Origin of the sequence: Mesorhizobium muleiense (assembly GCF_900099905.1) — a bacterium.
In the GTDB taxonomy this organism is placed as follows: domain Bacteria; phylum Pseudomonadota; class Alphaproteobacteria; order Rhizobiales; family Rhizobiaceae; genus Mesorhizobium; species Mesorhizobium muleiense.
Map to the genome: position 1 here is coordinate 63,672 of NZ_FNEE01000009.1, position 21,982 is coordinate 85,653.

Consider the following 21,982-nt stretch of genomic DNA (forward strand, 5'->3'; position numbering starts at 1 on the left):
CGCCTCGCCGCGGCGACGTCATTGCGACCGCCTGCCGCCAACACTTTGCGACGAGAACCAGACGTCGCCGATGACGGCGGTGGCGGTGCGGTCCGGTGCCTTGTCGGCCGTCAGCCAGATCTTGCGGCTGCGTGCCGCCTTGTCACGGTGGATTTTCGTCGAGGCCGCCGAGGCGCCGATGCAAGGGATGAACCATGATCGCATGAACGGGATCGCAGGCAAACCCCTTATCCGTGCGTGTCACCATCACCGCGAGGCCAATGCGCTCGGCCGGACGCCACGGAAAGACCATGCGGCCGCGGGGCTTCAGCGCCTTCAGCCATTCGGCTGGGGGTGCCGCAACGCCGGCATTGACATAGATGATGTCGGACGGTGGCAGGCCGCCGACGACCGCATCGCCATGGATGACGGTCACATTGGCATAGGCTTCGAGATTCTTTCTTGCACGGTCGGCGAGACCGGAATCCAGTTCGAAGGCGGTGACTGCGCCGCCCGGCGAAACCAGTTTCGCCAGCAGAGCTGTGTAATAGCCGGTGCCGGCGCCGACATGAGTGACGACCTCGCCGGGTTTTGGCGCCACCTTGCCGATCCACATGGCATGCAGGAACGGCTCGCCATTGTTGATGCCCTTTTCGGCGTCGAGCGACACCAGCACGTTCTGATAGATGTGAACAGGATCGGCGCTCGGCGTTTCTACCTTGCCGTTGCCGGCGACGACCGTCCACGGCCCGGGCCCGAGAAAAGCTTCGCGCGGCACCGCGGCGAACACGTCCTCGAGACGCGGATCGGCAGAACCTGCATTGGCAGCCATCAGTCGCGCGTAGAATTTTCGGGCTTCGGCAATTCTGGTCATGTCGCGTGAGAAGATAGCGCGATTGACCGAATTGTCGCGCAGCCCCACGAGCTCACTCAATGCATGGTCGAGAAAACCCTCAGCCGACGCGGCGAAGCGCGGCGCCGTGCGCTGCTCAAAGATTATGTGCAGCTTGTCGCCGACCTGATCGAGAACGGCAACGAGGCCCGCCAGGTCGACATCGCGGCGCGGCTCGGCGTCGCCCAGCCGACGGTGGCCAAGATGCTGACGCGGCCGACAGTCGTGCCGGAACCGCCGCGCTGCCGCGGCGTTTGAGATCGTGCCAGCAATTGGCGCGAGACCGAGGAGGATACGATGGGCGTTGAACAGGCACCGACAGCGAAGGGCAAGCAAGCAGCCAAGGGATTGAAGCAGGCTGCGGCGAAGGACGAACGCAAGACCGAAGCGGATACTGGACGCCCGCTCAAGAAGGGCGGGGCCCGCTTCGAGGAGCGCTCGAAAAGCTCGGACGGCAAGAGCGCGGGCACCAAGCAGAAGATCTGAGCCTGACCGACAAGTCCAAGACCAAAAAAAAGCGCCGGCAGGGCTCTCAGCCGCGGGTGTCGTGCAGGGACTGACCCCAGAGCCGGCGGCCCCTTCATGAGAAAAATACTGTGACTTGGCGCAACCATTGGGATAATTGTTTGTTGGGTCGGATCGGGCCATGAGATCGGCAAGATACCGATACGTGCATCGCGGGGAGTTGCCATGCTCTGGAAAGGTCGTCGTCAAAGCGACAACGTCGAGGACCAACGCGGCCAGGGCGGCGGGCTCAACCTGCCGCGCGGCGGCCCCGGCCGTCTCCGCATCCCGATCGGCGGCCGCTCCGGCGGCGGAATGTCGCTGTCGACCATCATCATTCTCGTAGTCCTCTATTTCGGGCTGAAGGCCATCGGCATCGACCCGCTTCAGATCCTGGCCGGTGGCGGCTTGGTGCCGGGTGGCGGCGGTCAGATCACCGACAACAGCGGAGAACAGGGCGGTGGCACCGGGGCGCCTGCCTCCGACGAGATGAAGCAGTTCGTTTCGACTGTCCTGGCCGAGACCGAGGACACCTGGACCGGCATTTTCCAGGCCGAGGGCCTGACCTACGAGGATCCCAAGCTGGTCCTGTTCAGCGGGCAAATCCGTTCGGCTTGCGGCTTCGCCTCGTCCGCGGCCGGCCCGTTCTACTGCCCCGGCGACCGCAAGGTCTATCTCGACACCACCTTCTTCCAGCAACTCGACCAGCAATTCGGCGCTTCGGGCGATTTTGCCCAGGCTTATGTGATCGCGCATGAGGTCGGCCACCATGTCCAGAACCTCACCGGCATCCTGCCCAAGTTCAACCAGATGCGGCAGCAGATGGGCGAGGCCGAGGCCAACCAAATGTCGGTGCAGGTCGAGCTCCAGGCGGATTGCTTCGCCGGCGTCTGGGCGCATTTCACCGGGCAGAAAGGCATTCTGGAACAGGGCGACATGGACGAGGCGCTGAACGCCGCCCAGCAGATCGGCGACGACACGATGCAGAAGAAGATGCAGGGCTATGTCGTGCCGGAAAGCTTCAACCATGGCACCTCGCAGCAGCGTCAAACCTGGCTGGCACGCGGCTACAAGAGCGGCAAGCTGTCGGACTGCGATACGTTCAACACCCCGATCTGAGGTGTTTGGGCTCTCGTTGAAATGGCGTTGAAAGCGGCGGCGATGCAGCCGCGCTCATGTCGACAGTTGATGTCAGGATGAAAATTCCTGGCCTGTTCCCTTATTGTTCTGTGTGGCTGACTCGCCTATAAAAGGCCCTTCCGCCTTCGCTGCGAGGCGGCTCCAGGAGTCGATACCGTCATGATCGAAGCCAAAACCGCCAGGCGGGGCCTTGCGCTTGTTTTCACCACGCTGCTGCTCGACATCACCGGCATCGGCATCATCATGCCGGTGCTGCCGGCCTATCTGCAGGAACTGACCGGCGTCGGGGTCAGCGAAGCGGCGATCGAAGGCGGCTGGCTGTTCTTCGTCTATGCGGCCATGCAGTTCCTGTTCGCGCCGCTGGTCGGCAATCTCAGCGACCGCTTCGGCCGTCGTCCGATCCTGCTGGCCTCGGTGCTGACCTTCGCCGTCGACAATCTGATCTGCGCGGTGGCCTGGTCCTATTGGGTCCTGTTCATCGGCCGGGTGCTGGCCGGCATCAGCGGCGCCAGCTATTCGACCGCCTCCGCCTTCATCGCCGATGTCAGCACCGACGAGAACAGGGCGAAGAATTTCGGCCTGCTTGGCATCGCCTTCGGCGTCGGTTTCGTCATCGGCCCGGTGCTGGGCGGGTTGCTCGGCGAGTTCGGGCCGCGCGTGCCGTTCTGGGGCGCGGCGGTGCTTGCTCTGATCAACTTCATCGTCGGCTGGTTCTTCCTGCCGGAAACGCTGGAGCAGCATCACCGGCGCCGCTTCGAATGGCGCCGCGCCAATCCTCTAGGCGCCCTGAAGCAGATGCGCAATTACAAGGGGATCGGCTGGATCGGCCTGGTGTTCTTCCTGATGACGCTCGGTCACATGATGTACCCTGCCGTGTGGTCGTTCGTCGGCAGTTACCGCTACGGCTGGAGCGAGCAGCAGATCGGCTTCTCACTCGGCGTCTTCGGCCTTGGCGGGGCATTGGTGATGGGTTTTGTCCTGCCGCGCGTCATCCCACGGCTCGGCGAATGGCGGACCGCCGCCATCGGTCTTGCTTTTACCGCGCTCGCCGCCTTCGGCTATGCCGCGGCGTGGAAGGGCTGGATGATCTATGCGGTGATCGTGGCGACCTGCCTCGAGGCGCTGGCCGACCCGCCGCTGCGCAGCCTGGCAGCGGCCAAGGTACCGCCCTCCGCGCAAGGCGAATTGCAAGGTGCGATGACGAGCGTGTTTTCGATCACCAGCATCATCACGCCGCTGTTTTATACGGGAATCTTCGCCTGGTTCACCGGGCCAAGCGCGCCGGTGACGTTCGGCGGCGCGCCCTTTGTGCTCGGCGGTATCTTTCTCGCCCTGTCGCTGGTGGCTTTCGTGCTCAGGGTCGAGAAGCCGAGCGCGGTGAGGGACGTCACGACGGCGACGGTGCGAACCTGAATCAGGCGCGCTCCGCCAGCGCCGGCTCGCCGCGCTTTTCGCGGATGAGATTGACGAAGCGGCGGAACAGATAATGCGAGTCCTGCGGGCCCGGCGAGGCTTCGGGATGATGCTGTACCGAAAACACCGGCCTGCCGGTCAGGGTGATGCCGCAGTTCGAGCCGTCGAACAGCGAGACATGGGTTTCTTCGACGCCCGTGGGCAACGAGCCGGCATCGACGGCAAAGCCGTGGTTCATCGAGACGATCTCAACCTTGCCGGTGGTGTGATCCTTGACCGGATGATTGGCGCCGTGATGGCCTTGATGCATTTTGGCGGTCTTGCCGCCGAGCGCCAGCGCCAGCATCTGGTGGCCGAGGCAGATGCCGAAGACCGGGATGTCGGTCTTCAGCAAGTCCTGGATGACCGGAACGGCATAGTCGCCAGTGGCTTCCGGGTCGCCGGGACCGTTGGAGAGAAAGATGCCGTCGGGCCGCATGGCGAGGATATCCTCGGCGCCGGTGTTGGCCGGCACCACGGTGACCTTGGCGCCCAGGCCGGCAAGCAGGCGCAATATGTTGCGTTTTACGCCGTAGTCGATGGCGACGACATGCATGGACGGATCGGCCTGTTCGCCAAAGCCCTCGTCCCAGACCCACGGCGTCTCGCGCCAGACCGAGGACTGGCCGGAAGTGACGTCCTTGGCCAGGTCAAGCCCGATCAGGCCGGACCAGGCAGCGGCGCGGCGCTTCAGCTCCTCGATGTCGAAGATGCCGTCGGGCGCGTGCGCGATGACGGCGTTGGGCATGCCCTTTTCGCGGATCAGCGCGGTCAGCGCGCGGGTGTCGATGCCCGAAAGCGCAACGATGCCGCGTTTCTTCAGCCATTGGTCGAGACCAGAAGCGGCGCGATAGCTGGACGGATTGGTGACGTCGGCCTTGAACACGGCGCCGACTGCGCCGGCGCGGGCAACAGGGTTGAGATCCTCGATGTCCTCGTCATTGGTGCCGATATTGCCGATATGCGGAAAGGTGAAGGTGACGATCTGGCCGGCATAGGACGGGTCGGTGAGGATTTCCTGATAGCCTGTCAGCGCGGTGTTGAAGCAGACTTCGGCGACGGCGGAGCCGGTGGCGCCAAGGCCGCGGCCCTCGATGACGGTGCCGTCGGCCAGCACCAGCAGGGCGGTCGGCTTCTCGGTGGCCCAAGTGGGGGTCGACGCGGCGGTCATCGTTGCCATGGCGGCACTCCTAAAGGCTGCGCCCTTCAATCGGTCCGGCGAACCATTCTGCGCAGCAAACCGCGCGCAGCGGCGATTTCGCAGCCAGCGCGCGCAACAAAAACTCAGTTCATGCAAGGCCCAGTACATAGGGGAAGGCGCCAGAGCGGTCAATGATGCTACGCCCGCAGGCGCGATTTATTTCCTCGAGCAATATCAGCGGTTTGCCGGGCGGCGTCGAATTTGCCTTGGGCTTTCGGCACGGCTATTGTCCGTCGCATTCGAAGGAGAAAGCATCATGCGCGGCAAAATCGCCGAATCCCTGAAGAGCGCGATGAAGGCGCAGGACAAGCGCCGGCTGCCGACATTGCGGCTGATCCAGGCGGCCATTCACGACCGCGACATCGCCAATCGCGGCGCCGGCAAGGAGCCGGCCAGCGACGACGAGATCCTGCAGATACTGGCCAAGATGGTGAAGCAGCGCGAAGAGTCGGCCAAGGCTTTCGACGACGGCAAGCGGCCGGAGCTTGCCGCGCAGGAGCGCGACGAGATGGCCATCATCCGCGATTTCCTGCCGACGCAACTGGGCCAGGCAGGGACCGAAACGGCGATCCGCGCCGCCATCGCCGAGACCGGCGCCAGCAGCGTCAAGGACATGGGCAAGGTTATGGCCGTGCTCAAGGAGAAATACGCCGGCCAGATGGATTTCTCCAAGGCGAGCGGGATCGTCAAGGGACTGCTGCAGTAGGATTTTGCCGCTGCAGCGAGCTCGTAAGGCATTGGAGGAGGCGACAGCGAGGAGCCAGCCCTGGCCGCATATGATTGATTCTCAGGCGCTCTTTGGTTTCTGAGAGCGGGCGGGGCGGGCGGCAGCTCGCACCGACAGGTTCAGTGCCACGGCGGCGCGAATGAGCGCCTTCAACGCCTCTTCATCGATCTTGTCGCCCTCATGGATGTCGATGGCGCGCCTGGTGTTGCCTTCGAGGCTGGAGTTGAAGAGGCGAGACGGGTCCTCCAGCGTGGCGCCCCTGGCGAAGGTCATTTTCACGACATTCTTGTAGGTCTCACCGGTGCAGATAATTCCGGCGTGTTCCCACACCGGAACCCCTCTCCACTTCCACTCCTCGACCACTTCGGGATCGACCTGCTTGATGAGGGTTCGGATCCGAGCGAGCATCTCGCCCCGCCAATCGCTCAGCTCATTGATTCTCGCATCTATCAATTGAGAGGGGGTGTCTCCTCCTGCTCCCTCCGGCGAGCCGCCCTTCTTCATGGCTGTTGTCGCTTTGGTCATGATTGGTCCCAGTGGCTTTGTGAACGTTCGACGTCGTCTGGCGTACGCATCGATGCGGCGAGCCGTTTGCCGTTCCGGCGCGAGCAACAAACTCTCGACGTCGAGGAGGAACCTTCGTCGCTCCAGACCCGTTTTGCAACCAGGATCATACGAAAAATGGAGCTTCGATTTGGCGGCGCGTTTGTTGAACATTTTCGGCGCGGCCACCAGCGCCGGCGCCTATTCGCCAGGGCAGGAACAAGCCCCCGCGGCGTTTCGGCGCCATGGGCTCGCAGAGGCGCTCGCGAGCCGAGGCAGAACCATCAGGGATCATAGCGATGTTGCATCGTTCCGGTGGCGACCGGACTCTTCGCGGCCGCAGGCCATGAACCTGGAGGCCGTGCGCGGGGCCTGTGACTTGGTCGCAAGCCACGTGGCGACGGCGATTTCGGCGCAGGAAGACGTGCTTGTCTTGGGCGGCGATTGTACCGTGGAGTTGGGCACGGTCGCCGGGGCGAACGCGGCCGGCGCGCGGTTCGGACTCGTCTACATGGACTTTGACGCCGATCTCAACACACCTGACACGAGCGACGGCGCCTTGGACTGGACTGGTGTCGCCCATCTGCTCAACATCCCGGGATGCGAGCCTTCGCTCGCGGGGCTCGGCCCAACGCGTCCGATGCTCGTGCCTCAGCAACTTCTCTATTTCGGCCTCGTGAATATCACTCCGCCTGAAGCCGCCGCGATCAGAGATCACGCGATCAAGGTCATTTCGCGTGAGGAAGCTTTGATTGATATCGAGTTGGCGGCGGCGCGCGCGGCCGAATGGGCGGCGCGCTTTGACTGTGTGCTTATTCACTTCGATGCCGATGTGCTCTCCTTTATCGATTTCCCGATTGCTGAGAATGTGCGCCGTTGCGACGGTCTCAAACTGGAGCAAGCCGCCTTCGTGCTAAAGCAGTTGACCGCCCTGCAGCAATGGCGCGGCCTGACCGTCACAGAAGTTAATCCGGCCCATGCGCCAGACGAGCCCACCGCGTTTGCACGCCTGAATGAGGTGCTTGCAGACGCCCTTGGCTAATTCGTGATGCATCTCACAGTCGCTCGCCTGGCACTTGGCTGGCTTGCTTCACCCAGGCGGCGAACTGGGCTTCGTCGAGCTGGTCCTCATAAATGTCGAGGTAGCGCACGTCCTTGTGCCTGGACTCGCCGGGAGGAACAGGACGCAGTGACGTGCCCCGGAAGAAGGTCACTTTGACGTAGCGGGTGAAGACATGAAACGACAGGAACCAGCCCTGGCCTTCGATGCCGTAAAACGGCGAGTTCCATTTGACGGCCTTGTGCACGCCGGGGACGGTGCGCACGATGATTGCGTCGAGGCGGCGCCCGACATCGCTTTTCCAGCCCGGCATGGCCGCGATGTAGGCCTGCACCGGGGCGTCACCTTCGGCCTTGGCGATCTGGGGGTTGCCGCCTGCGAGGAGTGCCGGCTTCGCCTCCTTGCCGGACTGCGGCTTCGGCGTCGCCTTGCGCGGTTTGGTTGCCGCGCCCCGCTCGGCGGCGGCCTTCGCCGACTTCTCGGACCTGTGGTCGGCCATTGTGTTCACTCCAAAGTAGGTGGACCCAATCGATGACATTTGATTTTAGAAAGCCGCCCCTGAAGATCAACTTCAGAATCCGAGGGCGGCAGCGGAGCGATCGTACGTCATGGTTGAACTCGTCAAACCGGCGCTTGAACATCTGCCGTCGTACAAGGCCGCCCTTGAGCGCGGCTGGTCGCCGGACAATGTGCGGCTGATGGAGGCGACGCGCGAGCAGCTTGCGGCCATCGAAAAGAATCCAACGGCCTTCCTCGCCGATCTCGACGACCCCGATGCCAAGGGTGGTCCGGTCACCTTGCCTGATGGGACGAAAGTGCCGCGCCTGCCGGGATTCCGGCGCTGGATCTGGGACGGCGAAGTCGCCGGCTCGATCGGCCTTCGCTGGCAGCGCGGCACCGCCGAGCTGCCGCCACATGTGCTCGGCCACATCGGCTATGCCGTAGTGCCATGGAAGCGGCGGCGCGGCCATGCGACAGAGGCAGTGAGGCTGATGCTCGGCGAGGCGAGGGCGCTCGGCCTGCCCTTCGTCGAGATCACCGCCAAGCCGGGTAATCTCGCCTCGCAGAAGGTGGTCCTGGCCAATGGCGGACGGCTCGTCGGGCGATTCTTCGAGGACGCTGCCTATGGCGGCGCCGAAAGCCTGCGCTATCGCATCGACCTGTAGCGCCTGCCGACTATTCGGCAGCGGCCGGCAGCGGCGGCATCGTGTTTCGGCGCCACTCCCAGATGTGCGAGGCGAGCGCGACCGCCACGGCGAGCAGCATGGCCATGGCGCCAACCACCGGCAGGCTGCGATAGCCATAACCGGCATTGAGCATGGCGGCGCCGAGCGAGGCGGCCAGCGCGATGCCGACATTGAAGCCGGCCGGGATAAGCGATGAGGCGAGATTGGAGGCGTCCGCCGTCCAGGTCAGGATACGGGTCTGGATCGGGGTGCCGATGGCAAAGCTGAGACCACCCCAGATAGTGATCGCAACGACCATCGGCACCGGGTACGGGCTGGCGGCGTAAATGACGGCAAGTGTCACCGCCTGCATGAAAAGCATGGTGATGAGCGACGGCATCAGTTTCCAGTCGGCGAGCCGCCCGCCAAGAAAGACGCCGATCGTCGCGCCGACACCGTTGAGCAGCAGCACCCAGGGCACCAGGCCCTCGCCGAGGCCGGTGACTTCAAGCAGCGTCGGCGTGATGTAGGTGAACAGGCCGAACTGGCCGATCATCAGCATCAGCATGAGGATTAGCGACGTCCAAACCTGCTGGCGTGCGAGCACGCGGACCTCGCTGCCGAAACTGACGCGACGGCGCGACGATCCCGTCCGGCGCGGCAGGAGGGCGGCCATGGCGGCGATGGAAACCACACCAAGCGCGCACATCACCCAGAACGTCGCGCGCCACCCCCAAATATTGCCGATCGCCGTGCCGGCCGGCACGCCGATGACATTGGAGACCGTGAGGCCCGACAGGATGAGCGCCACGGCCATTCCACGCTGATCCTGGCGGACCAGGCCGACCGCAACCACCATCGCGACGCCGAAATAGGCGCCGTGCGCCACGGCCACTGCCATCCGCAACAGCAACATGGAGGCGAAGTCGGGCGCAAGGGCGCAGGCGGCCTGGCCGATGGCGAAGGCTGCGGCAAGGCCAAGCAGCAACGCCTTGCGGGAGATTGTCTTGGTAGCGAGCGTCAACAGCGGTCCGCCGATCGCGATGCCGCCGGCGTAGCCGGAGACGAGATAGCCGGCCGTCGGGATGGAGACGCCAAGGCCGTCCGCCACCTGCGGCAGCACGCCGGCGATGACGAACTCGGTGGTGCCGAATGCGAACGCAGCGATGAACAGGGCGATGAGGGGAAGCATGGCGCGGGAAGGCTGTCCTTGAATGAGATGGCTCAAATCACGGACGAGAGCGGCGGGCAATCCAGAAATTCTCGACGCCGCTTTAGGTTTTCTTTATCAGTTCAGCCTGGCTCCGGCCGCACAGGCTAGACGGCCGTCGTCTTCCTTCCGTAGGGGATTTTCAGCCACGCTCGCTCGTGAAAATAGTAGAGCAGCGATTTGGTGATGACCTCGGTCACACCGATGGCCGCAGCGAGCTTGATGCTGCCTGTCACGATGAGCGAAATGATTATCGTGTCTACCGTACCGGTGACGCGCCAGGAAAGCGCCTTGGCGAAACTGCGCGAATGGGTATCCATCGACTTTCCTCCCGGCGGATTTGACCGATCCTTAGAGCGCCTTGCATTCTGGTGGAACCAAAGCCGCGCTCCAGGTCTTTGCTTGACGCATGTTGTCCGACGCCAAGCGAAGACGGTTGGCTGAAAAATGCTCTAGCCGACAGACGGGAGGGTTAGCAAAGACTAATTTTCGCGCGCCGGCTCCAGGCAATTCCCGCGCTGGGCCCAATCTATCCGGCCTTCAGCCGCGAGCCGGTGAGCAGGCCGCGTTCCTCGAGCACCGGGTAGGCCATCGAGGCAAGCAGCGAATTGATCTGCTTCAGGTCGCGGATAGTGTCGAGATGGATGGAACTGGTCTCGACGCTCTTGGCGGTGCCGTCGCGCAGCCGCACGAAATGGCTGGCGCTGGTCTCCTTCTCGCGGTCGCGCAGCCGATCCTTTTCCAGCACCAGCTGGCGGGCGGTCTCCGGATCGCGCGAAACCAGCACGTTGAAGGCAAGCCGCGCGTTGGCGAGCACCGAGGCGTGGAAGGCGCTAAGCTCGCGCCAACCCTCGGGCGTGAACTCCAGCCCGCGCTCGAGCTTCTTCCTGACATGCACCAGCATGTTGCGCACGATGATGTCGCCGACCTGTTCGAGCTTGACGCAGGCGCCGATCAACTCCTGGCAACGCAGCGCCTCGTCCTCGCTCAGCGGGTTCCTGGTGACCTTGGCCAGATAGAGCTTTATCGACGCATGTTTCTTGTCGACGCGGTCGTCGAGCGCGGCCAGCGCCTTGATCTTGTCGGCGTCGGCGCTTTCATAGAGCTCGATGATGCGCTTCAGCATGATCTCGACCGTCTCGCAGACCCGCACCACCTCACGGGTGGCGTTGGCCAGCGCCTGGCTCGGCACATCGAGGGCGCTGTCGTTGAGCGCGGACAACTCGACGACGTCGAGCGCTTCTGCCGGCGCCGGTTTGGTGCCGAGCGCCACGATCTTTTCCGAAACGCGGTAGACGAGGCCGGCCAATGGCAGGCCGGCAACCAGGATCAGGATGTTGAAGAGGATATGGGCGTTGACGATCTGGTCGGGCACGGTGGCGCCGAGAAAGGCGACCGACGGTTTCAACCACAGGAACAGGATCAGCATGGCCAACGAGCCCATGCCGCGCATCAGGAGATTGCCGATCGGTACGACACGCACGCCCGGCTCCGCATTGCGGGTGAGCAGCGGCGCGATGATCGACGAACCCAGATTGACGCCGAGCACCAGCACGATGCCGAGTTCGGGCGGGATGAAGCCGCGGCCGGCGAGCGTCACCATCAAAAGGACCGCGGCGATCGAGGAATGGAACAGCCAGGTGACCAGCGCCGCCAGCAGATAGGCGGTGACCGGATCGCTGGAGAAGTAATCGACGACGACCGGCATCAGCGTGCTCTGGCGCAGTGGCTCCGAGGCCTGGCCGATCATTTCCAGCGACAACACCAGCAGGCCGATGCCGACCAGGATGCGGCCGAACTGGCGCCAGTCGCGCCGCTCGGTGGCCATGAACATGACGGTGCCGGCGACGAGACAGACCGGCACCAGCAGCGACAGGTCGAAGGTGAGCAGCTTGACCACCAGCGCCGAGCCGATCTCGGCGCCGCGCACGGCAAGCTGGCCCGATATACCGCTGACGATGCCGGCGCCGGCGAAGGACCCGACCAGCAAGGTGACGGCGGTGGAGCTTTGCAGGGCGATCGCCAGCCCGCAGCCGGCCAGAACCGCCATGAAAGGATTGCGCATGGTGGCGCGCAGCTTGTGGCGCAGCACATCGCCATAGGCGCGCTCGACACCTGTCTTCACCAGGCGGGTGGCAAACAGCATCAGCGCCACCGCGCCGGCAAGATGCAGCAAAACGACCGAACCGCTCATGTCAGGCTCGCATTCCGATAGCCACCAGCAATATGGGAGCCGTGACGGCAAAGAGGCAAAAGAGGGGGCGAATCAAGGACATTGCAAAGGTCGATACTACTCCGATTACTTTTAGCCGGATAATAAATTTTGCCCAATTCGGCCGGCTGTTGCGCGACAGGGCGTGTCGGAAATGGATGGATCGCAAAATGGTTGCATCGCCGGCCGGCTTCTTGATGGTCGCGCGGTCAAGTGCCGACGACCGCTTCAGATCAGGTTTGAGCCGAGTGTTGAATTAGCTATCATAAATATTTGAAATCATTACTAAAATGTAATCCGTGTGTTCAGTTTCGGTTCATTTTTCGGGCTCTATTGCTTGGGCATCGACAACCAAGGAGTACCCCGTCATGAAACGTATCATTCTTTCCGCAATCGCCGTCTCCATGCTGGCTGCGACGTCCCTGCAGGGCCAGGCAGCGCCGCTGAACGCGCCGAATGCACCGCAGTCGACCTACAGCCAGGTCGACTGGAAGAAGCCGGACAGGCACGTCAAGACGCGCGTCGTGGTGAAGAAGAAAGTCGTCGTCAAGAGGAACCATTGGCGCAACGGCCAGAGATATTCGAGTTGGAGGCGCCACCAGCCGGTCCGCGACTATCGCCACTATGGCCTGCGTCGTCCGGGCCGTGGCCAGGAATGGATCCGCGTCGGCAACGACTATCTCTTGGTCAGCGTCGTCTCCGGCATCATCTTCGGCGCGATTGCCGCGCACTGACCGTCAAACGTCGACCGGCGCAATGCCGGACAGGAAGGAAGGCGGCTTGCAACGGCCGCCTTCTTTTTGCCCTGTGAAAACCGGGTATGGTTCGCATTAGGAGTCGTCGGGTTTCGCCGGCGTGATTATATGGACGCAAACGAGCCGTTTCCGATGCGCTTTCCACCTGCCTTCCTCGACGAGATACGCGACCGCGTGCCGATTTCCTCGGTGGTCGGCCAGCGCGTGGCGTGGGACAGGAAGAAGACCAACGCGCCGCGCGGCGACTATTGGGCGTGCTGTCCCTTCCATGGCGAGAAGAGCCCGTCCTTTCACTGCGAGGACAAGAAGGGACGCTATCATTGCTTCGGCTGCTCGGTTTCGGGCGACCACTTCAAATTCCTCACCGAACTCGACGGAATGAGCTTTCCCGAAGCGGTCGAGAAGATCGCCGACATGGCCGGGGTGCCGATGCCGTTGCGCGATGCCCAGGAGGAACGGCGCGAAAAGGAACGCGCCAGCCTGACCGAAGTCATGGAAATGGCGACCGCCTTCTTCCAGGAGCGGCTGCAGGGACCGGAAGGCGCAAAAGCCCGCGCCTATCTGCGCGACCGCGGGCTGACGCCGGCGACGCAGCAGTCGTTCCGGCTCGGCTATGCGCCCGACAGTCGCAATGCGCTGAAGGAGCATCTTGCCGCCAAGGGCGTGCCCAAGGCCGATATCGAGGCATGCGGGCTGGTGCGCCATGGCGACGACGTTCCGGTTTCCTACGATTGGTTCCGCGACCGCATCATGTTCCCGATCCCGGACTCCAGAGGCAAGATAATCGCCTTTGGCGGGCGGGCGCTGGCAGCCGATGCGCTCGCCAAATACATGAATTCGCCCGACACCGAACTCTTCCACAAGGGCAACGTGCTCTACAATTTCGCCCGAGCGCGCCAAGCGCTGGGAAAGGGGGCGCTGGCCAAGGGCGGCACGGTGATTGCCGTCGAGGGCTATATGGACGTGATCGCGCTGGCGCAGGCCGGTTTCGAAAATGTCGTGGCGCCGCTCGGCACCGCGCTGACCGAAAACCAGCTTGAACTGCTGTGGCGTATGGCCGGCGAGCCGGTGCTGTGCTTCGATGGCGACCAGGCCGGACTGAAGGCGGCATGGCGCGCCGCCGACATGGCGCTGCCGGCGGTCCAGGCAGGCCGCTCGGTGCGTTTTGCGCTTCTGCCCGAAGGCAAGGACCCCGACGATCTGGTCAAGGCCGAAGGGCCGGACGCGTTTGGCGCCGTGCTTTCCGAGGCGCGGCCGCTCGCCGACCTTTTGTGGATGCGCGAAACGGCCGGCGGCATCTTCGACACGCCGGAACGACGGGCGGAACTGGAAAAAACGCTGCGCGAACTGACCAGCCGCATCCGCGACGAGAGCTTGCGCTATCACTACCAACAGGAAATGCGCGAGCGAGTGCTAAGCTTTTTCGGCGCCCAGCGCGGCGCGCGCCAAACCTATCAAGGGGGGCGCCAAGATGGGCGGTCCGGCGGGCGCTTTCAGGGCAAGGGCTCAGCTGCTGGCGGACAGTTCGCACGCGGCGGCAATGCCGGTGGACGCACCGCGATCACCGAAAGCCTTGGCCGCTCGGCGCTGGTCAAGCGCGGCAGCGAGGGGATGTCGGTGCGCGAGGCGACGATCATCGCGGCCCTAGTCAATCATCCGGCGCTGATCGACGAGAATTTCGCACATGTCGAGTTCCTCGACCTCGCCAACACCGATCTGAAGCGATTGCACGCGGCCATCCTCGATGCGATGGCGCATGACATGGCCAACGACCGCAACGCGGTGATCGCGACGATCGAACGTGCCGGCTGCGGCGAGATCTGGGCGCGCGTGGTGGCGCTGATCAAACGGGCGCGGCAATGGCCGGCGCTGGAAACAGCCGGACTTGACGATGCCCGCGACGCCTTCAGCCAGGCGCTCCACTTGCAGCGCAGCGCGCGCACATTACATAAGGAACTGAAACAGGCAGAAGCGGCGCTCGCCAGCGATCCCACCGACGAAAATTACCGGCATCTCGTCGAGATCCAGGCGCAATTTCGTGATGTGCAGGCAACGGAGGCGCTGATCGAAGGGTTCGGCGTGTCTTCGGGCAGGGCCGGGCGGGTGTAGGTTGAAGCTTACGAAAGAGTGAAAGTGCAGACCGTGCTTGTGCGCCGAATCAGCCGCGGCGCGTTAAGTCGGGTAATTGATTCGCTTTTTTCATGCGAATCATGCGAGAGGCGCTTGACCTTCTGGCAGAATGACGGAATCAGGACGATTCGAAACGTTAACCCGCGCCGGCGTCGACGGAAATGCAGCGATGTGAGGTACCGGTCACTGGACAGGCAGTCAGCCTGCCACAGATACCAGGGTTAATCTGGACTTAACGAGAGATGCAGTTACTGGCCCGGGGAAACGCGTTCTAGCGCGAGGGCATCTGATAAACCGGTACGGCAGCTTACGCGGCTTGATACTTATGCGGCTAGATACCTGGCCGCTTGGAGAAAATAAAGAATGGCGACAAAAGAAAAGGAAGAGGTCGAGACCGAACGTGAAGGCGCCACCGATGGCCCTCTGCTCGACCTTTCCGACGATGCTGTCAAGAAGATGATCAAGGCCGCCAAGAAGCGCGGCTATGTCACCATGGACGAACTGAATTCGGTGCTGCCCTCGGAGGAAGTCACCTCCGAGCAGATCGAGGACACGATGGCCATGCTCTCCGACATGGGCATCAACGTGGTCGAGGACGACGAGCAGGGCGAGGAGCCCGAAGCCGCCGACGCGGCTGCCGACGCCGAGGAAGACGCCAACGAACTGGCCGAGCAGACCGGTACCGCCGTAGCTGCGACGACCACCAAGAAAGAGCCGACCGATCGCACCGACGATCCGGTTCGCATGTATCTGCGCGAGATGGGCTCGGTCGAGCTTCTGTCCCGCGAGGGCGAAATCGCGATTGCCAAGCGCATCGAGGCTGGCCGCGAGACGATGATCGCGGGCCTGTGCGAAAGCCCGCTGACCTTCCAGGCCATCATCATCTGGCGTGACGAGCTCAACGAATCGAAGATCCTCTTGCGCGAGATCATCGACCTCGAAGCGACCTATGCCGGACCGGAGGCCAAGCAGGCGCCGGTGGTCGAGCGGATCGAGGAAGCCAAGACCGACGACAAGCCGCGCCGTTCGCGCGAGGACGAGGACGACATCACCAATGTCGGCGGCGACACCCGCGGTCTGACTGATGACGACGAGGAAGACGAGGACGAAGCCAGCCTGTCGCTGGCGGCGATGGAAGCGGAGCTGCGCCCGCAGGTGATGGAGACGCTCGACGTCATCGCCGACACCTACAAGAAGTTGCGCAAGCTGCAGGACCAGCAGGTCGAGAACCGGCTGGCTGCCGCCGGCACGCTGTCGCCCAGCCAGGACCGCCGGCTGAAGGAGCTGAAGGACCAGCTGATCAAGGCGGTGAAGTCGCTATCCCTGAACACGGCGCGCATCGAGGCATTGGTCGAGCAACTCTACGACATCAACAAGCGCCTGGTGCAGAACGAAGGCAAGCTGTTGCGGCTGGCCGAAAGCTATGGCGTGCGCCGCGAGGAATTCCTGAAGGAGTATCAGGGCTCGGAGCTCGATCCCAACTGGACGCGCTCGATCGGCAATCTGACCTCGCGCGGCTGGAAGGAATTCACCAAGAACGAGAAGGACGCGATCCGCGACCTGCGCGCCGAGATCCAGAACCTCGCCACCGAAACGGCGATCTCGATCCTGGAATTCCGCAGGATTGTCAACCAGGTGCAGAAGGGCGAGCGCGAAGCCGCGATCGCCAAGAAGGAAATGGTCGAGGCCAATCTGCGCCTCGTCATTTCCATCGCCAAGAAATACACCAATCGCGGCCTGCAGTTCCTCGATCTGATCCAGGAAGGCAATATCGGCCTGATGAAGGCGGTCGACAAATTCGAATATCGCCGCGGCTACAAGTTCTCGACCTATGCGACGTGGTGGATCCGGCAAGCGATCACCCGCTCGATCGCCGACCAGGCGCGCACCATCCGCATTCCGGTGCATATGATCGAGACGATCAACAAGATCGTGCGCACCTCGCGCCAGATGCTGCACGAGATCGGCCGCGAGCCGACGCCGGAGGAACTGGCGGAAAAGCTCGCCATGCCGCTGGAAAAAGTGCGCAAGGTGCTGAAGATCGCCAAGGAACCGATCTCGCTCGAAACGCCGGTCGGCGACGAGGAGGATTCCCATCTCGGCGATTTCATCGAGGACAAGATGGCGATCCTGCCGATCGACGCGGCGATCCAGGCCAATCTGCGCGAGACGACGACGCGGGTGCTTGCTTCGCTCACCCCGCGTGAAGAGCGCGTGCTCAGAATGCGCTTCGGCATCGGCATGAACACCGACCACACGCTGGAGGAAGTCGGCCAGCAGTTCTCGGTCACCCGAGAGCGCATCCGCCAAATCGAAGCCAAGGCGCTGCGCAAGCTCAAGCACCCGAGCCGCTCGCGCAAGCTGCGGAGCTTCCTCGACAGCTGATGCCGGGCAACGAATAACAATTTAAAGGGCGCTGCGGCGCCCTTTTTCGTTCAGGGATTGTCTCGCCGGACGGTGCGGTTGTTCTTGCAGCATACCGGCTGTGGGAGGATAATCGGGTGTCGGATGCATTTTCTGGGCGACAAACCCGGATGCCCGCCCCGGCGGTGACGCCGCGCTCCGAGGCCTCCGGAGGGAGGTGTGCATGACAACCTATATCGTGCTGATCAACTGGACCGAGCAGGGCGCCAGAAATGTGCGCGAGTCGCCGAAGCGGCTCGATGCCGCCAAGAAGCTGCTGGGAGACATGGGCGGCTCGTTCAAGGCTTTTTATCTCACCATGGGCGAATGCGATATGGTGGCGGTCGTCGAAGCGCCCGACGATGCGGTGCTCGCTCGTTTCTCGCTTATGCTGGCGACAGGCGGCAACGTGAGGACGCGGACGCTCAAGGCGTTCCCGGAATTGGCCTATCGCGAAATCGTCGCCTCGCTCGGCTGAGGCGTGCGCGGCCATAGACCCGCGCAAGCTGCCGGACATCGGACGGTCAGGCGCCGCTCGACGGCGCCTGGCCAGCTTGGTGCGGAATGTGTCTGGTCCGAAGTGACTGGCCCGAAATGTTGCGGGGCGAAGGTGTTTCCCGGATAGTCAGCGCAGCACTTCCACGCGCGTATCGAGACCCATGCCCAAGCCTCTGCTGACCATCTGGTACAATACCCGTTGTCCGGTTTGCGATGCCGGCATCGTCAGGCAGAAGCGGCGCTGGTCGAGGCGATCAAGGCCGGGCGGATCGCGTTTCGCGACATCAATGCCGAACCGGCGGCGCTGGCCGGATACGGCGTGTCGCTGGACGACATCCGCCGCCGGCTGCATGCAACCGATGCGGACGGCAAGCTGCTGGTCGGCGCCGCCGTCGCAATTGCCGTCTGGCTAAGAACGCCGGGCGAGGGCTGGCTGGCCGCGCTGTTCGGCAATCGCGCCGTGCTGCCGCTGACGCGCTATGCCTATAATCGCTTCGCCGATCTTCTCTATGCCTGGAACCGGCGCAAGGGCCGCTGGTAACCGGTATTAGCCAAGCTCGGTGACGAAATCAATCTGGTGGCACCGTTCTCAGATACATCGTAAGATATATCTTGACTCAACGGCCTCATTCGCATAATTGAGATATATCGTAAGACATAACTCAAGGAGCAGACAATGCACGGACATCATCATTTCGGCGAGCATGCCGAGCGCGTTTTCATGCATATGGCCGGCAAGTTCGGCGGTCGTGGCGGCGGCTTCGGCCCATTCGGCCACGGCATGAGGGGCGGCGGGCGCGGCGGGCCGGGCGACATGTTCCGCGCGGGGCGTATGCTGGCCGACGGCGATCTCAAGCTGATCACGCTGTCGCTGCTGGCCGAGGCGCCGCGCCACGGCTATGACATCATCAAGGCGCTGGAGGAACGCACCAGCGGCGTCTACAGCCCGAGCCCCGGCGTGGTCTATCCGACGCTGACCTTCCTGGAAGAGGCCGGCTATGCCGTCTCGTCGGCGGAAGGCAACAAGAAGGTGTTTTCGATTACCGAGGCAGGGCAGGCGCATCTCAATGACAATCGCGAGATGGTCGACCATGTGCTCGATCATCTCGAGCGTTTCGGCCGCAAAATGGCAAAGGCGCGTGACTGGTTCGGCTGGAACGACGATGGCGAGGATAGCGGACGTCGCGGCCGCGGCGGTTCGGAAAAGCGCGACGATTTCCGCACCGTGCGCCAGCGGCTACGCGCAGCCCTCGGCGACATTGTCGACGCGCCCGCTGAAAAACAGGCCGAGGCGATCGCGATATTGAAAGGGGCGGCCGAAGCCCTCGAAGCGCTGTCGCGCGACTGACTTCCAGGCCGGATGCGGCCCTTGCCCGTTTGCCTAAGGATCGCTAGTGAAATCATCCTGCACCACGCTATGTGATGCAGGATGATTTCCGTTGGAGGGCGCGCCCATGTCTTTTCTGAAACGTCTTTTCGGCGGTGGCGGCGGTGACGCGGGCGAGCCAAAGAGTGCTGCACCGGCAAAGCAGATCGAGCACAAGGGATTTTTGATCAGCGCCACGCCGTACAAGGCGGAGGGCCAATATCAGACCTGCGGCGTGGTTTCCAAGGAGATCGACGGCGTGTTGAAGGAGCACAAATTCATCCGCGCCGATCGTTTTGCCGGGCTCGACGACGCTGTCGACATCTCGATCAAAAAGGGCATTCAGCTGGTCGACGAGCAGGGCGAGAAGATGTTCGGGTGAGACCCGATCGATCTCCGGCGCATCTTGAAACGAACAAGGCAAGCGCCCTGTCAGGCGCCTGCCTTTGATTTCAAGTTGCCGACGGCTGGCGGCCTACGCCGCCGCAGCCTGTTTGCTTACGGTCGATGTCACCAAGGCATCCACCTTGGCTGATGCCTTGGCCAGAGCGGCAGTGACCGCATCCGGCCCCATGCCGACGCCTTCGATGCGGATGACTTCGACGTCGGTCATGCCGATGAAGCCAAGCACGCTGCGCAGGTAAGGGATGGCGTGGTCCATCTGCACGGCAGCGCCTTCCGAATAGATGCCGCCCGAGGCCAGGACGATGTAGACCTTCTTGCCGGTGACGAGGCCCTTCGGGCCATTCTCGCCATAAGAGAAAGTCTTGCCGGTGCGGGAGACGTGGTCGACCCAGGATTTCAGCGTCGACGAGATGCCGAAATTGATGAATCCGGTGGCCAGGATGATGGTGTCGGCCGCAAACAGTTCATCGAGCACGCCGTCGGAAACGCCGACGACCTCGGCCTGGCGCTGGGTGCGGGCCTCGGCGGGCGTATAGATGCCGGTCGAATAGTCCGGATCGATGTGCGGCAGCGGGTTTGCCACGAGATCGCGTGCGACCAGCTTGGCCGAAGGATCGGCGGCGAGCAGCTTTTCTGCAAGTTCAGTGGCGATGCGGGTCGAATGCGAGGCATTGCCGCGCGGACTGGATGTGACGAGAAGGATGGACATGGCGGGTCTCCAGGGTTGGCTGAACTGTCCCGACCTATATGGGCGAGCTGACCCATTTGAAAAACCGGTATATTTTATGTATGTTCCATCCAAATAGTGGATAGAACGATGCAGCCAAACCCGACGCTCGATCAGCTTCAGATCCTTGTCACCGTCGCCGACACCGGCAGCTTCTCCGCCGCCGGCCGCAAGCTCAACCGAGCGCAGTCGGTCATCAGCTACGCCATCGCCAATCTCGAGGCGCAGCTTGGGCTGAAACTGTTCGAGCGCGAGGGCACGCGCGAGCCGCATCTGACCGATGTCGGCCGGGCGACGCTGGAAGATGCGCGGCGCATGGTCGGCGTATTGCAGCGCATCCGCTCTCGCGTCGACAGCCACAAACAGGGCCTGGAGGCTGAAGTCGCGCTGTCTGTCGATGTGGCGCTGCCTTCCACCGTGCTGGTGCGCGTGTTGAAGGCGTTCGAGGCGCAATTTCCAACCGTGATGCTGCGCCTGCATATCGGCACGCTCGGGCTGATCCCCGATCATGTCGTCAATGGACATGCCGATCTCGGTATTGGCGGACTGCTGGGCGAGGTCGACGCGCATCTTGTGCGCATTGGCTTCATGTCGATGGTGCCGGCGGCCGCGCCAAGCCATCCGCTGGCGCTGCTTCCCAAGCCGGTGCCGCTGGAGGAGGTGCGCGAACACATCCAACTTGTCGTCAGCGACCAGTCCGAGCGCACCAAAGGGCGCGACTACGGCGTCTATGCCTACCGCACCTGGCGACTTACGGATATGCGAACCAAGCATGCGCTGATGCGCGAAGGGTTGGGCTGGGGCGGACTGCCGCGTTGGTTGATTGCTGACGATGTGGCCAACGGCCGGCTGGTGGAACTCGATCTGGAGCCGTATCGCGAAGTCCGCGCGCCGCTTTATGCCATGCACCGCGCCGACCGCAGCCCGAAGCCGGCTGCGGCCTGGCTGATCGACCAGTTCAAGCGCCAGCTTGGCTGTTTCAACGAGTTCGAGCCGAACTAGGGGCCGGGGGCGACAGACCATCAATCAGCGCCATGAGAACGGCACGGTAGTCCTCGGTCGCAGCGCCTGCTTCGATGGCGAGCGCCGCGCGGTCGAAGGCGGCGGCAAGCAGCGCGGTCAGCGCTTCCACCGGCAATCTCATCATGGACTGCGAGCGCATCGCTGCAACCAGGCCTTCGCGCAACGAGCGGTTGCCGTGGCGGTTGTCGATCTCGTCCATGGCGGCGCGGCCGAGCACGGCCGGCCCGTCGAGCAGCAGCAGCCGGGTGCGGCCGGGTGCGCGCATGGCGGCAAGATAGGCATCCGAGCCGGCGATCAGCGCATCGCGGGCAAACAGCGAGGGCGGCGAGGCGCGCTCGATCTCTTCCGCCACAGCCGCCGCCTCCTGCTCGACCACTGCGGCGAACAGCGCCTGCTTGTCGGCAAAGTGATGATAGAGCGCGCCGCGCGTGACGCCGGCCGCAGCCACGATCTCTGGCGTGCCGGTCTCCGCATAGGACTTCTCGGTGAACAGTTTTCGCGCCGCGGCGATCAGGTCGGCGCGCGTCGCTTCGGTGCGATCGCGGTTGGAGCGGCGCGCGGATTCCTGTTGCATACATGCAGCCTGTAT

At 63.3% G+C, this 21,982-nt stretch carries 21 protein-coding genes and 3 pseudogenes; 15 read left to right on the top strand and 9 right to left on the bottom strand.

Annotation, left to right across the window (positions count from 1 at the left end):
• Window positions 1-18: 18 nt before the first annotated feature.
• Window positions 19-853, bottom strand: a pseudogene (locus BLT09_RS17295) (protein-L-isoaspartate O-methyltransferase family protein).
• Between the two features lie 93 nt (window positions 854-946).
• Here BLT09_RS17295 and BLT09_RS17300 point away from each other — a divergent pair.
• The 4 genes and pseudogenes from BLT09_RS17300 to BLT09_RS17315 form a co-directional block, all read left to right on the top strand.
• Window positions 947-1,087, top strand: a pseudogene (locus BLT09_RS17300) (manganese-binding transcriptional regulator MntR); the annotation flags it as partial.
• A gap of 81 nt (window positions 1,088-1,168) precedes the next feature.
• Window positions 1,169-1,357 (top strand): hypothetical protein, encoded by a 189-nt coding sequence (locus BLT09_RS17305; RefSeq protein WP_023799765.1) that lies wholly within the window; start codon window positions 1,169-1,171, stop codon window positions 1,355-1,357.
• Between the two features lie 204 nt (window positions 1,358-1,561).
• Entirely contained in the window at window positions 1,562-2,494 is a 933-nt protein-coding gene (gene ypfJ / locus BLT09_RS17310; RefSeq protein ID WP_091595030.1) for a KPN_02809 family neutral zinc metallopeptidase, read from the top strand.
• A gap of 180 nt (window positions 2,495-2,674) precedes the next feature.
• Window positions 2,675-3,928, top strand: coding sequence for a TCR/Tet family MFS transporter (locus BLT09_RS17315; RefSeq protein ID WP_091595032.1), 1,254 nt, complete (start codon window positions 2,675-2,677; stop codon window positions 3,926-3,928).
• A gap of 1 nt (window position 3,929) precedes the next feature.
• Here the strand turns inward: BLT09_RS17315 and carA are convergent, their stop codons facing one another.
• Complete coding sequence (gene carA / locus BLT09_RS17320) at window positions 3,930-5,147, bottom strand: glutamine-hydrolyzing carbamoyl-phosphate synthase small subunit (protein WP_091595034.1); 1,218 nt, start codon at window positions 5,145-5,147, stop codon at window positions 3,930-3,932.
• A 277-nt stretch (window positions 5,148-5,424) separates the two neighbouring features.
• Here carA and BLT09_RS17325 point away from each other — a divergent pair, with 277 nt between their 5' ends.
• Entirely contained in the window at window positions 5,425-5,874 is a 450-nt protein-coding gene (locus BLT09_RS17325) for a GatB/YqeY domain-containing protein (protein WP_091595309.1), read from the top strand.
• A gap of 81 nt (window positions 5,875-5,955) precedes the next feature.
• Here BLT09_RS17325 and BLT09_RS17330 read toward each other — a convergent pair whose 3' ends face one another.
• Window positions 5,956-6,420 (bottom strand): DUF1801 domain-containing protein, encoded by a 465-nt coding sequence (locus BLT09_RS17330; RefSeq protein ID WP_091595036.1) that lies wholly within the window; start codon window positions 6,418-6,420, stop codon window positions 5,956-5,958.
• 52 nt (window positions 6,421-6,472) lie between these two features.
• Here BLT09_RS17330 and BLT09_RS17335 point away from each other — a divergent pair, with 52 nt between their 5' ends.
• Window positions 6,473-7,480 carry an arginase family protein gene (locus BLT09_RS17335; protein WP_236473007.1) on the top strand — a complete coding sequence of 336 codons (1,008 nt, stop codon included), beginning with the start codon at window positions 6,473-6,475 and terminating at the stop codon, window positions 7,478-7,480.
• 13 nt (window positions 7,481-7,493) lie between these two features.
• Here BLT09_RS17335 and BLT09_RS17340 read toward each other — a convergent pair whose 3' ends face one another.
• Entirely contained in the window at window positions 7,494-7,997 is a 504-nt protein-coding gene (locus BLT09_RS17340) for a DUF1801 domain-containing protein (RefSeq protein ID WP_091595040.1), read from the bottom strand.
• 109 nt (window positions 7,998-8,106) lie between these two features.
• On the opposite strand from BLT09_RS17340, the gene BLT09_RS17345 reads away from it, so the two are divergent.
• The gene (locus BLT09_RS17345; RefSeq protein ID WP_091595042.1) at window positions 8,107-8,664 is read left to right on the top strand and encodes a GNAT family N-acetyltransferase; all 558 of its coding nucleotides are present in this window, start codon (window positions 8,107-8,109) and stop codon (window positions 8,662-8,664) included.
• Between the two features lie 10 nt (window positions 8,665-8,674).
• Here BLT09_RS17345 and BLT09_RS17350 read toward each other — a convergent pair whose 3' ends face one another.
• From BLT09_RS17350 to BLT09_RS17360, 3 genes are all read right to left on the bottom strand, one after another.
• Window positions 8,675-9,856: an MFS transporter gene (locus tag BLT09_RS17350; protein ID WP_091595044.1), complete on the bottom strand. Its 1,182-nt coding sequence runs from the start codon at window positions 9,854-9,856 to the stop codon at window positions 8,675-8,677.
• 125 nt (window positions 9,857-9,981) lie between these two features.
• Window positions 9,982-10,194 (bottom strand): DUF2061 domain-containing protein, encoded by a 213-nt coding sequence (locus BLT09_RS17355; RefSeq protein ID WP_091595045.1) that lies wholly within the window; start codon window positions 10,192-10,194, stop codon window positions 9,982-9,984.
• A gap of 209 nt (window positions 10,195-10,403) precedes the next feature.
• The gene (locus tag BLT09_RS17360; RefSeq protein WP_091595047.1) at window positions 10,404-12,068 is read right to left on the bottom strand and encodes a Na/Pi cotransporter family protein; all 1,665 of its coding nucleotides are present in this window, start codon (window positions 12,066-12,068) and stop codon (window positions 10,404-10,406) included.
• A gap of 386 nt (window positions 12,069-12,454) precedes the next feature.
• Between BLT09_RS17360 and BLT09_RS17370 the strand changes: the two genes are divergently transcribed.
• The 7 genes and pseudogenes from BLT09_RS17370 to BLT09_RS17400 all read left to right on the top strand — a co-directional run bounded on the left by BLT09_RS17370 (window position 12,455) and on the right by BLT09_RS17400 (window position 19,620).
• Window positions 12,455-12,820 (top strand): RcnB family protein, encoded by a 366-nt coding sequence (locus BLT09_RS17370; protein WP_091595051.1) that lies wholly within the window; start codon window positions 12,455-12,457, stop codon window positions 12,818-12,820.
• A 153-nt stretch (window positions 12,821-12,973) separates the two neighbouring features.
• A complete protein-coding gene (dnaG, locus tag BLT09_RS17375) occupies window positions 12,974-14,950 on the top strand; it encodes a DNA primase (RefSeq protein WP_091595311.1) in 1,977 nt (658 codons plus the stop codon).
• Between the two features lie 384 nt (window positions 14,951-15,334).
• Window positions 15,335-17,356: an RNA polymerase sigma factor RpoD gene (rpoD, locus tag BLT09_RS17380; RefSeq protein ID WP_023799750.1), complete on the top strand. Its 2,022-nt coding sequence runs from the start codon at window positions 15,335-15,337 to the stop codon at window positions 17,354-17,356.
• Between the two features lie 202 nt (window positions 17,357-17,558).
• Window positions 17,559-17,852 carry a GYD domain-containing protein gene (locus BLT09_RS17385; RefSeq protein WP_091595053.1) on the top strand — a complete coding sequence of 98 codons (294 nt, stop codon included), beginning with the start codon at window positions 17,559-17,561 and terminating at the stop codon, window positions 17,850-17,852.
• 181 nt (window positions 17,853-18,033) lie between these two features.
• Window positions 18,034-18,413 (top strand): annotated as a pseudogene (locus tag BLT09_RS17390) (thiol-disulfide oxidoreductase DCC family protein).
• A 135-nt stretch (window positions 18,414-18,548) separates the two neighbouring features.
• Window positions 18,549-19,220, top strand: a complete 672-nt coding sequence (locus BLT09_RS17395; protein ID WP_091595055.1) for a PadR family transcriptional regulator — start codon at window positions 18,549-18,551, stop codon at window positions 19,218-19,220.
• A 106-nt stretch (window positions 19,221-19,326) separates the two neighbouring features.
• Complete coding sequence (locus BLT09_RS17400; protein WP_091595057.1) at window positions 19,327-19,620, top strand: HlyU family transcriptional regulator; 294 nt, start codon at window positions 19,327-19,329, stop codon at window positions 19,618-19,620.
• 93 nt (window positions 19,621-19,713) lie between these two features.
• On the opposite strand, the gene BLT09_RS17405 is transcribed toward BLT09_RS17400, so the two are convergent.
• Window positions 19,714-20,352, bottom strand: a complete 639-nt coding sequence (locus BLT09_RS17405) for an FMN-dependent NADH-azoreductase (protein ID WP_023799745.1) — start codon at window positions 20,350-20,352, stop codon at window positions 19,714-19,716.
• Between the two features lie 108 nt (window positions 20,353-20,460).
• On the opposite strand from BLT09_RS17405, the gene BLT09_RS17410 reads away from it, so the two are divergent.
• Window positions 20,461-21,372: a LysR family transcriptional regulator gene (locus BLT09_RS17410; protein WP_091595059.1), complete on the top strand. Its 912-nt coding sequence runs from the start codon at window positions 20,461-20,463 to the stop codon at window positions 21,370-21,372.
• Here BLT09_RS17410 and BLT09_RS17415 read toward each other — a convergent pair.
• The gene (locus tag BLT09_RS17415; protein WP_091595061.1) at window positions 21,350-21,967 is read right to left on the bottom strand and encodes a TetR/AcrR family transcriptional regulator; all 618 of its coding nucleotides are present in this window, start codon (window positions 21,965-21,967) and stop codon (window positions 21,350-21,352) included. The genes BLT09_RS17410 and BLT09_RS17415 overlap by 23 nt on opposite strands.
• Window positions 21,968-21,982: the final 15 nt, after the last annotated feature.

Bases quoted from the DNA above. Each gene is read 5' to 3' on its own strand.
- BLT09_RS17305 (WP_023799765.1), top strand. From the start codon at position 1,169: ATGGGCGTTGAACAGGCACCGACAGCGAAGGGCAAGCAAGCAGCCAAG.
- BLT09_RS17395 (WP_091595055.1), top strand. From the start codon at position 18,549: ATGCACGGACATCATCATTTCGGCGAGCATGCCGAGCGCGTTTTCATG.
- rpoD (WP_023799750.1), top strand. From the start codon at position 15,335: ATGGCGACAAAAGAAAAGGAAGAGGTCGAGACCGAACGTGAAGGCGCC.
- carA (WP_091595034.1), bottom strand. From the start codon at position 5,147: ATGGCAACGATGACCGCCGCGTCGACCCCCACTTGGGCCACCGAGAAG.
- BLT09_RS17360 (WP_091595047.1), bottom strand. From the start codon at position 12,068: ATGAGCGGTTCGGTCGTTTTGCTGCATCTTGCCGGCGCGGTGGCGCTG.
- BLT09_RS17385 (WP_091595053.1), top strand. From the start codon at position 17,559: ATGACAACCTATATCGTGCTGATCAACTGGACCGAGCAGGGCGCCAGA.
- ypfJ (WP_091595030.1), top strand. From the start codon at position 1,562: ATGCTCTGGAAAGGTCGTCGTCAAAGCGACAACGTCGAGGACCAACGC.
- dnaG (WP_091595311.1), top strand. From the start codon at position 12,974: ATGCGCTTTCCACCTGCCTTCCTCGACGAGATACGCGACCGCGTGCCG.
- BLT09_RS17415 (WP_091595061.1), bottom strand. From the start codon at position 21,967: ATGCAACAGGAATCCGCGCGCCGCTCCAACCGCGATCGCACCGAAGCG.
- BLT09_RS17345 (WP_091595042.1), top strand. From the start codon at position 8,107: ATGGTTGAACTCGTCAAACCGGCGCTTGAACATCTGCCGTCGTACAAG.
- BLT09_RS17405 (WP_023799745.1), bottom strand. From the start codon at position 20,352: ATGTCCATCCTTCTCGTCACATCCAGTCCGCGCGGCAATGCCTCGCAT.
- BLT09_RS17410 (WP_091595059.1), top strand. From the start codon at position 20,461: ATGCAGCCAAACCCGACGCTCGATCAGCTTCAGATCCTTGTCACCGTC.
- BLT09_RS17355 (WP_091595045.1), bottom strand. From the start codon at position 10,194: ATGGATACCCATTCGCGCAGTTTCGCCAAGGCGCTTTCCTGGCGCGTC.
- BLT09_RS17400 (WP_091595057.1), top strand. From the start codon at position 19,327: ATGTCTTTTCTGAAACGTCTTTTCGGCGGTGGCGGCGGTGACGCGGGC.
- BLT09_RS17330 (WP_091595036.1), bottom strand. From the start codon at position 6,420: ATGACCAAAGCGACAACAGCCATGAAGAAGGGCGGCTCGCCGGAGGGA.
- BLT09_RS17325 (WP_091595309.1), top strand. From the start codon at position 5,425: ATGCGCGGCAAAATCGCCGAATCCCTGAAGAGCGCGATGAAGGCGCAG.
- BLT09_RS17340 (WP_091595040.1), bottom strand. From the start codon at position 7,997: ATGGCCGACCACAGGTCCGAGAAGTCGGCGAAGGCCGCCGCCGAGCGG.
- BLT09_RS17350 (WP_091595044.1), bottom strand. From the start codon at position 9,856: ATGCTTCCCCTCATCGCCCTGTTCATCGCTGCGTTCGCATTCGGCACC.
- BLT09_RS17335 (WP_236473007.1), top strand. From the start codon at position 6,473: ATGCGGCGAGCCGTTTGCCGTTCCGGCGCGAGCAACAAACTCTCGACG.
- BLT09_RS17315 (WP_091595032.1), top strand. From the start codon at position 2,675: ATGATCGAAGCCAAAACCGCCAGGCGGGGCCTTGCGCTTGTTTTCACC.
- BLT09_RS17370 (WP_091595051.1), top strand. From the start codon at position 12,455: ATGAAACGTATCATTCTTTCCGCAATCGCCGTCTCCATGCTGGCTGCG.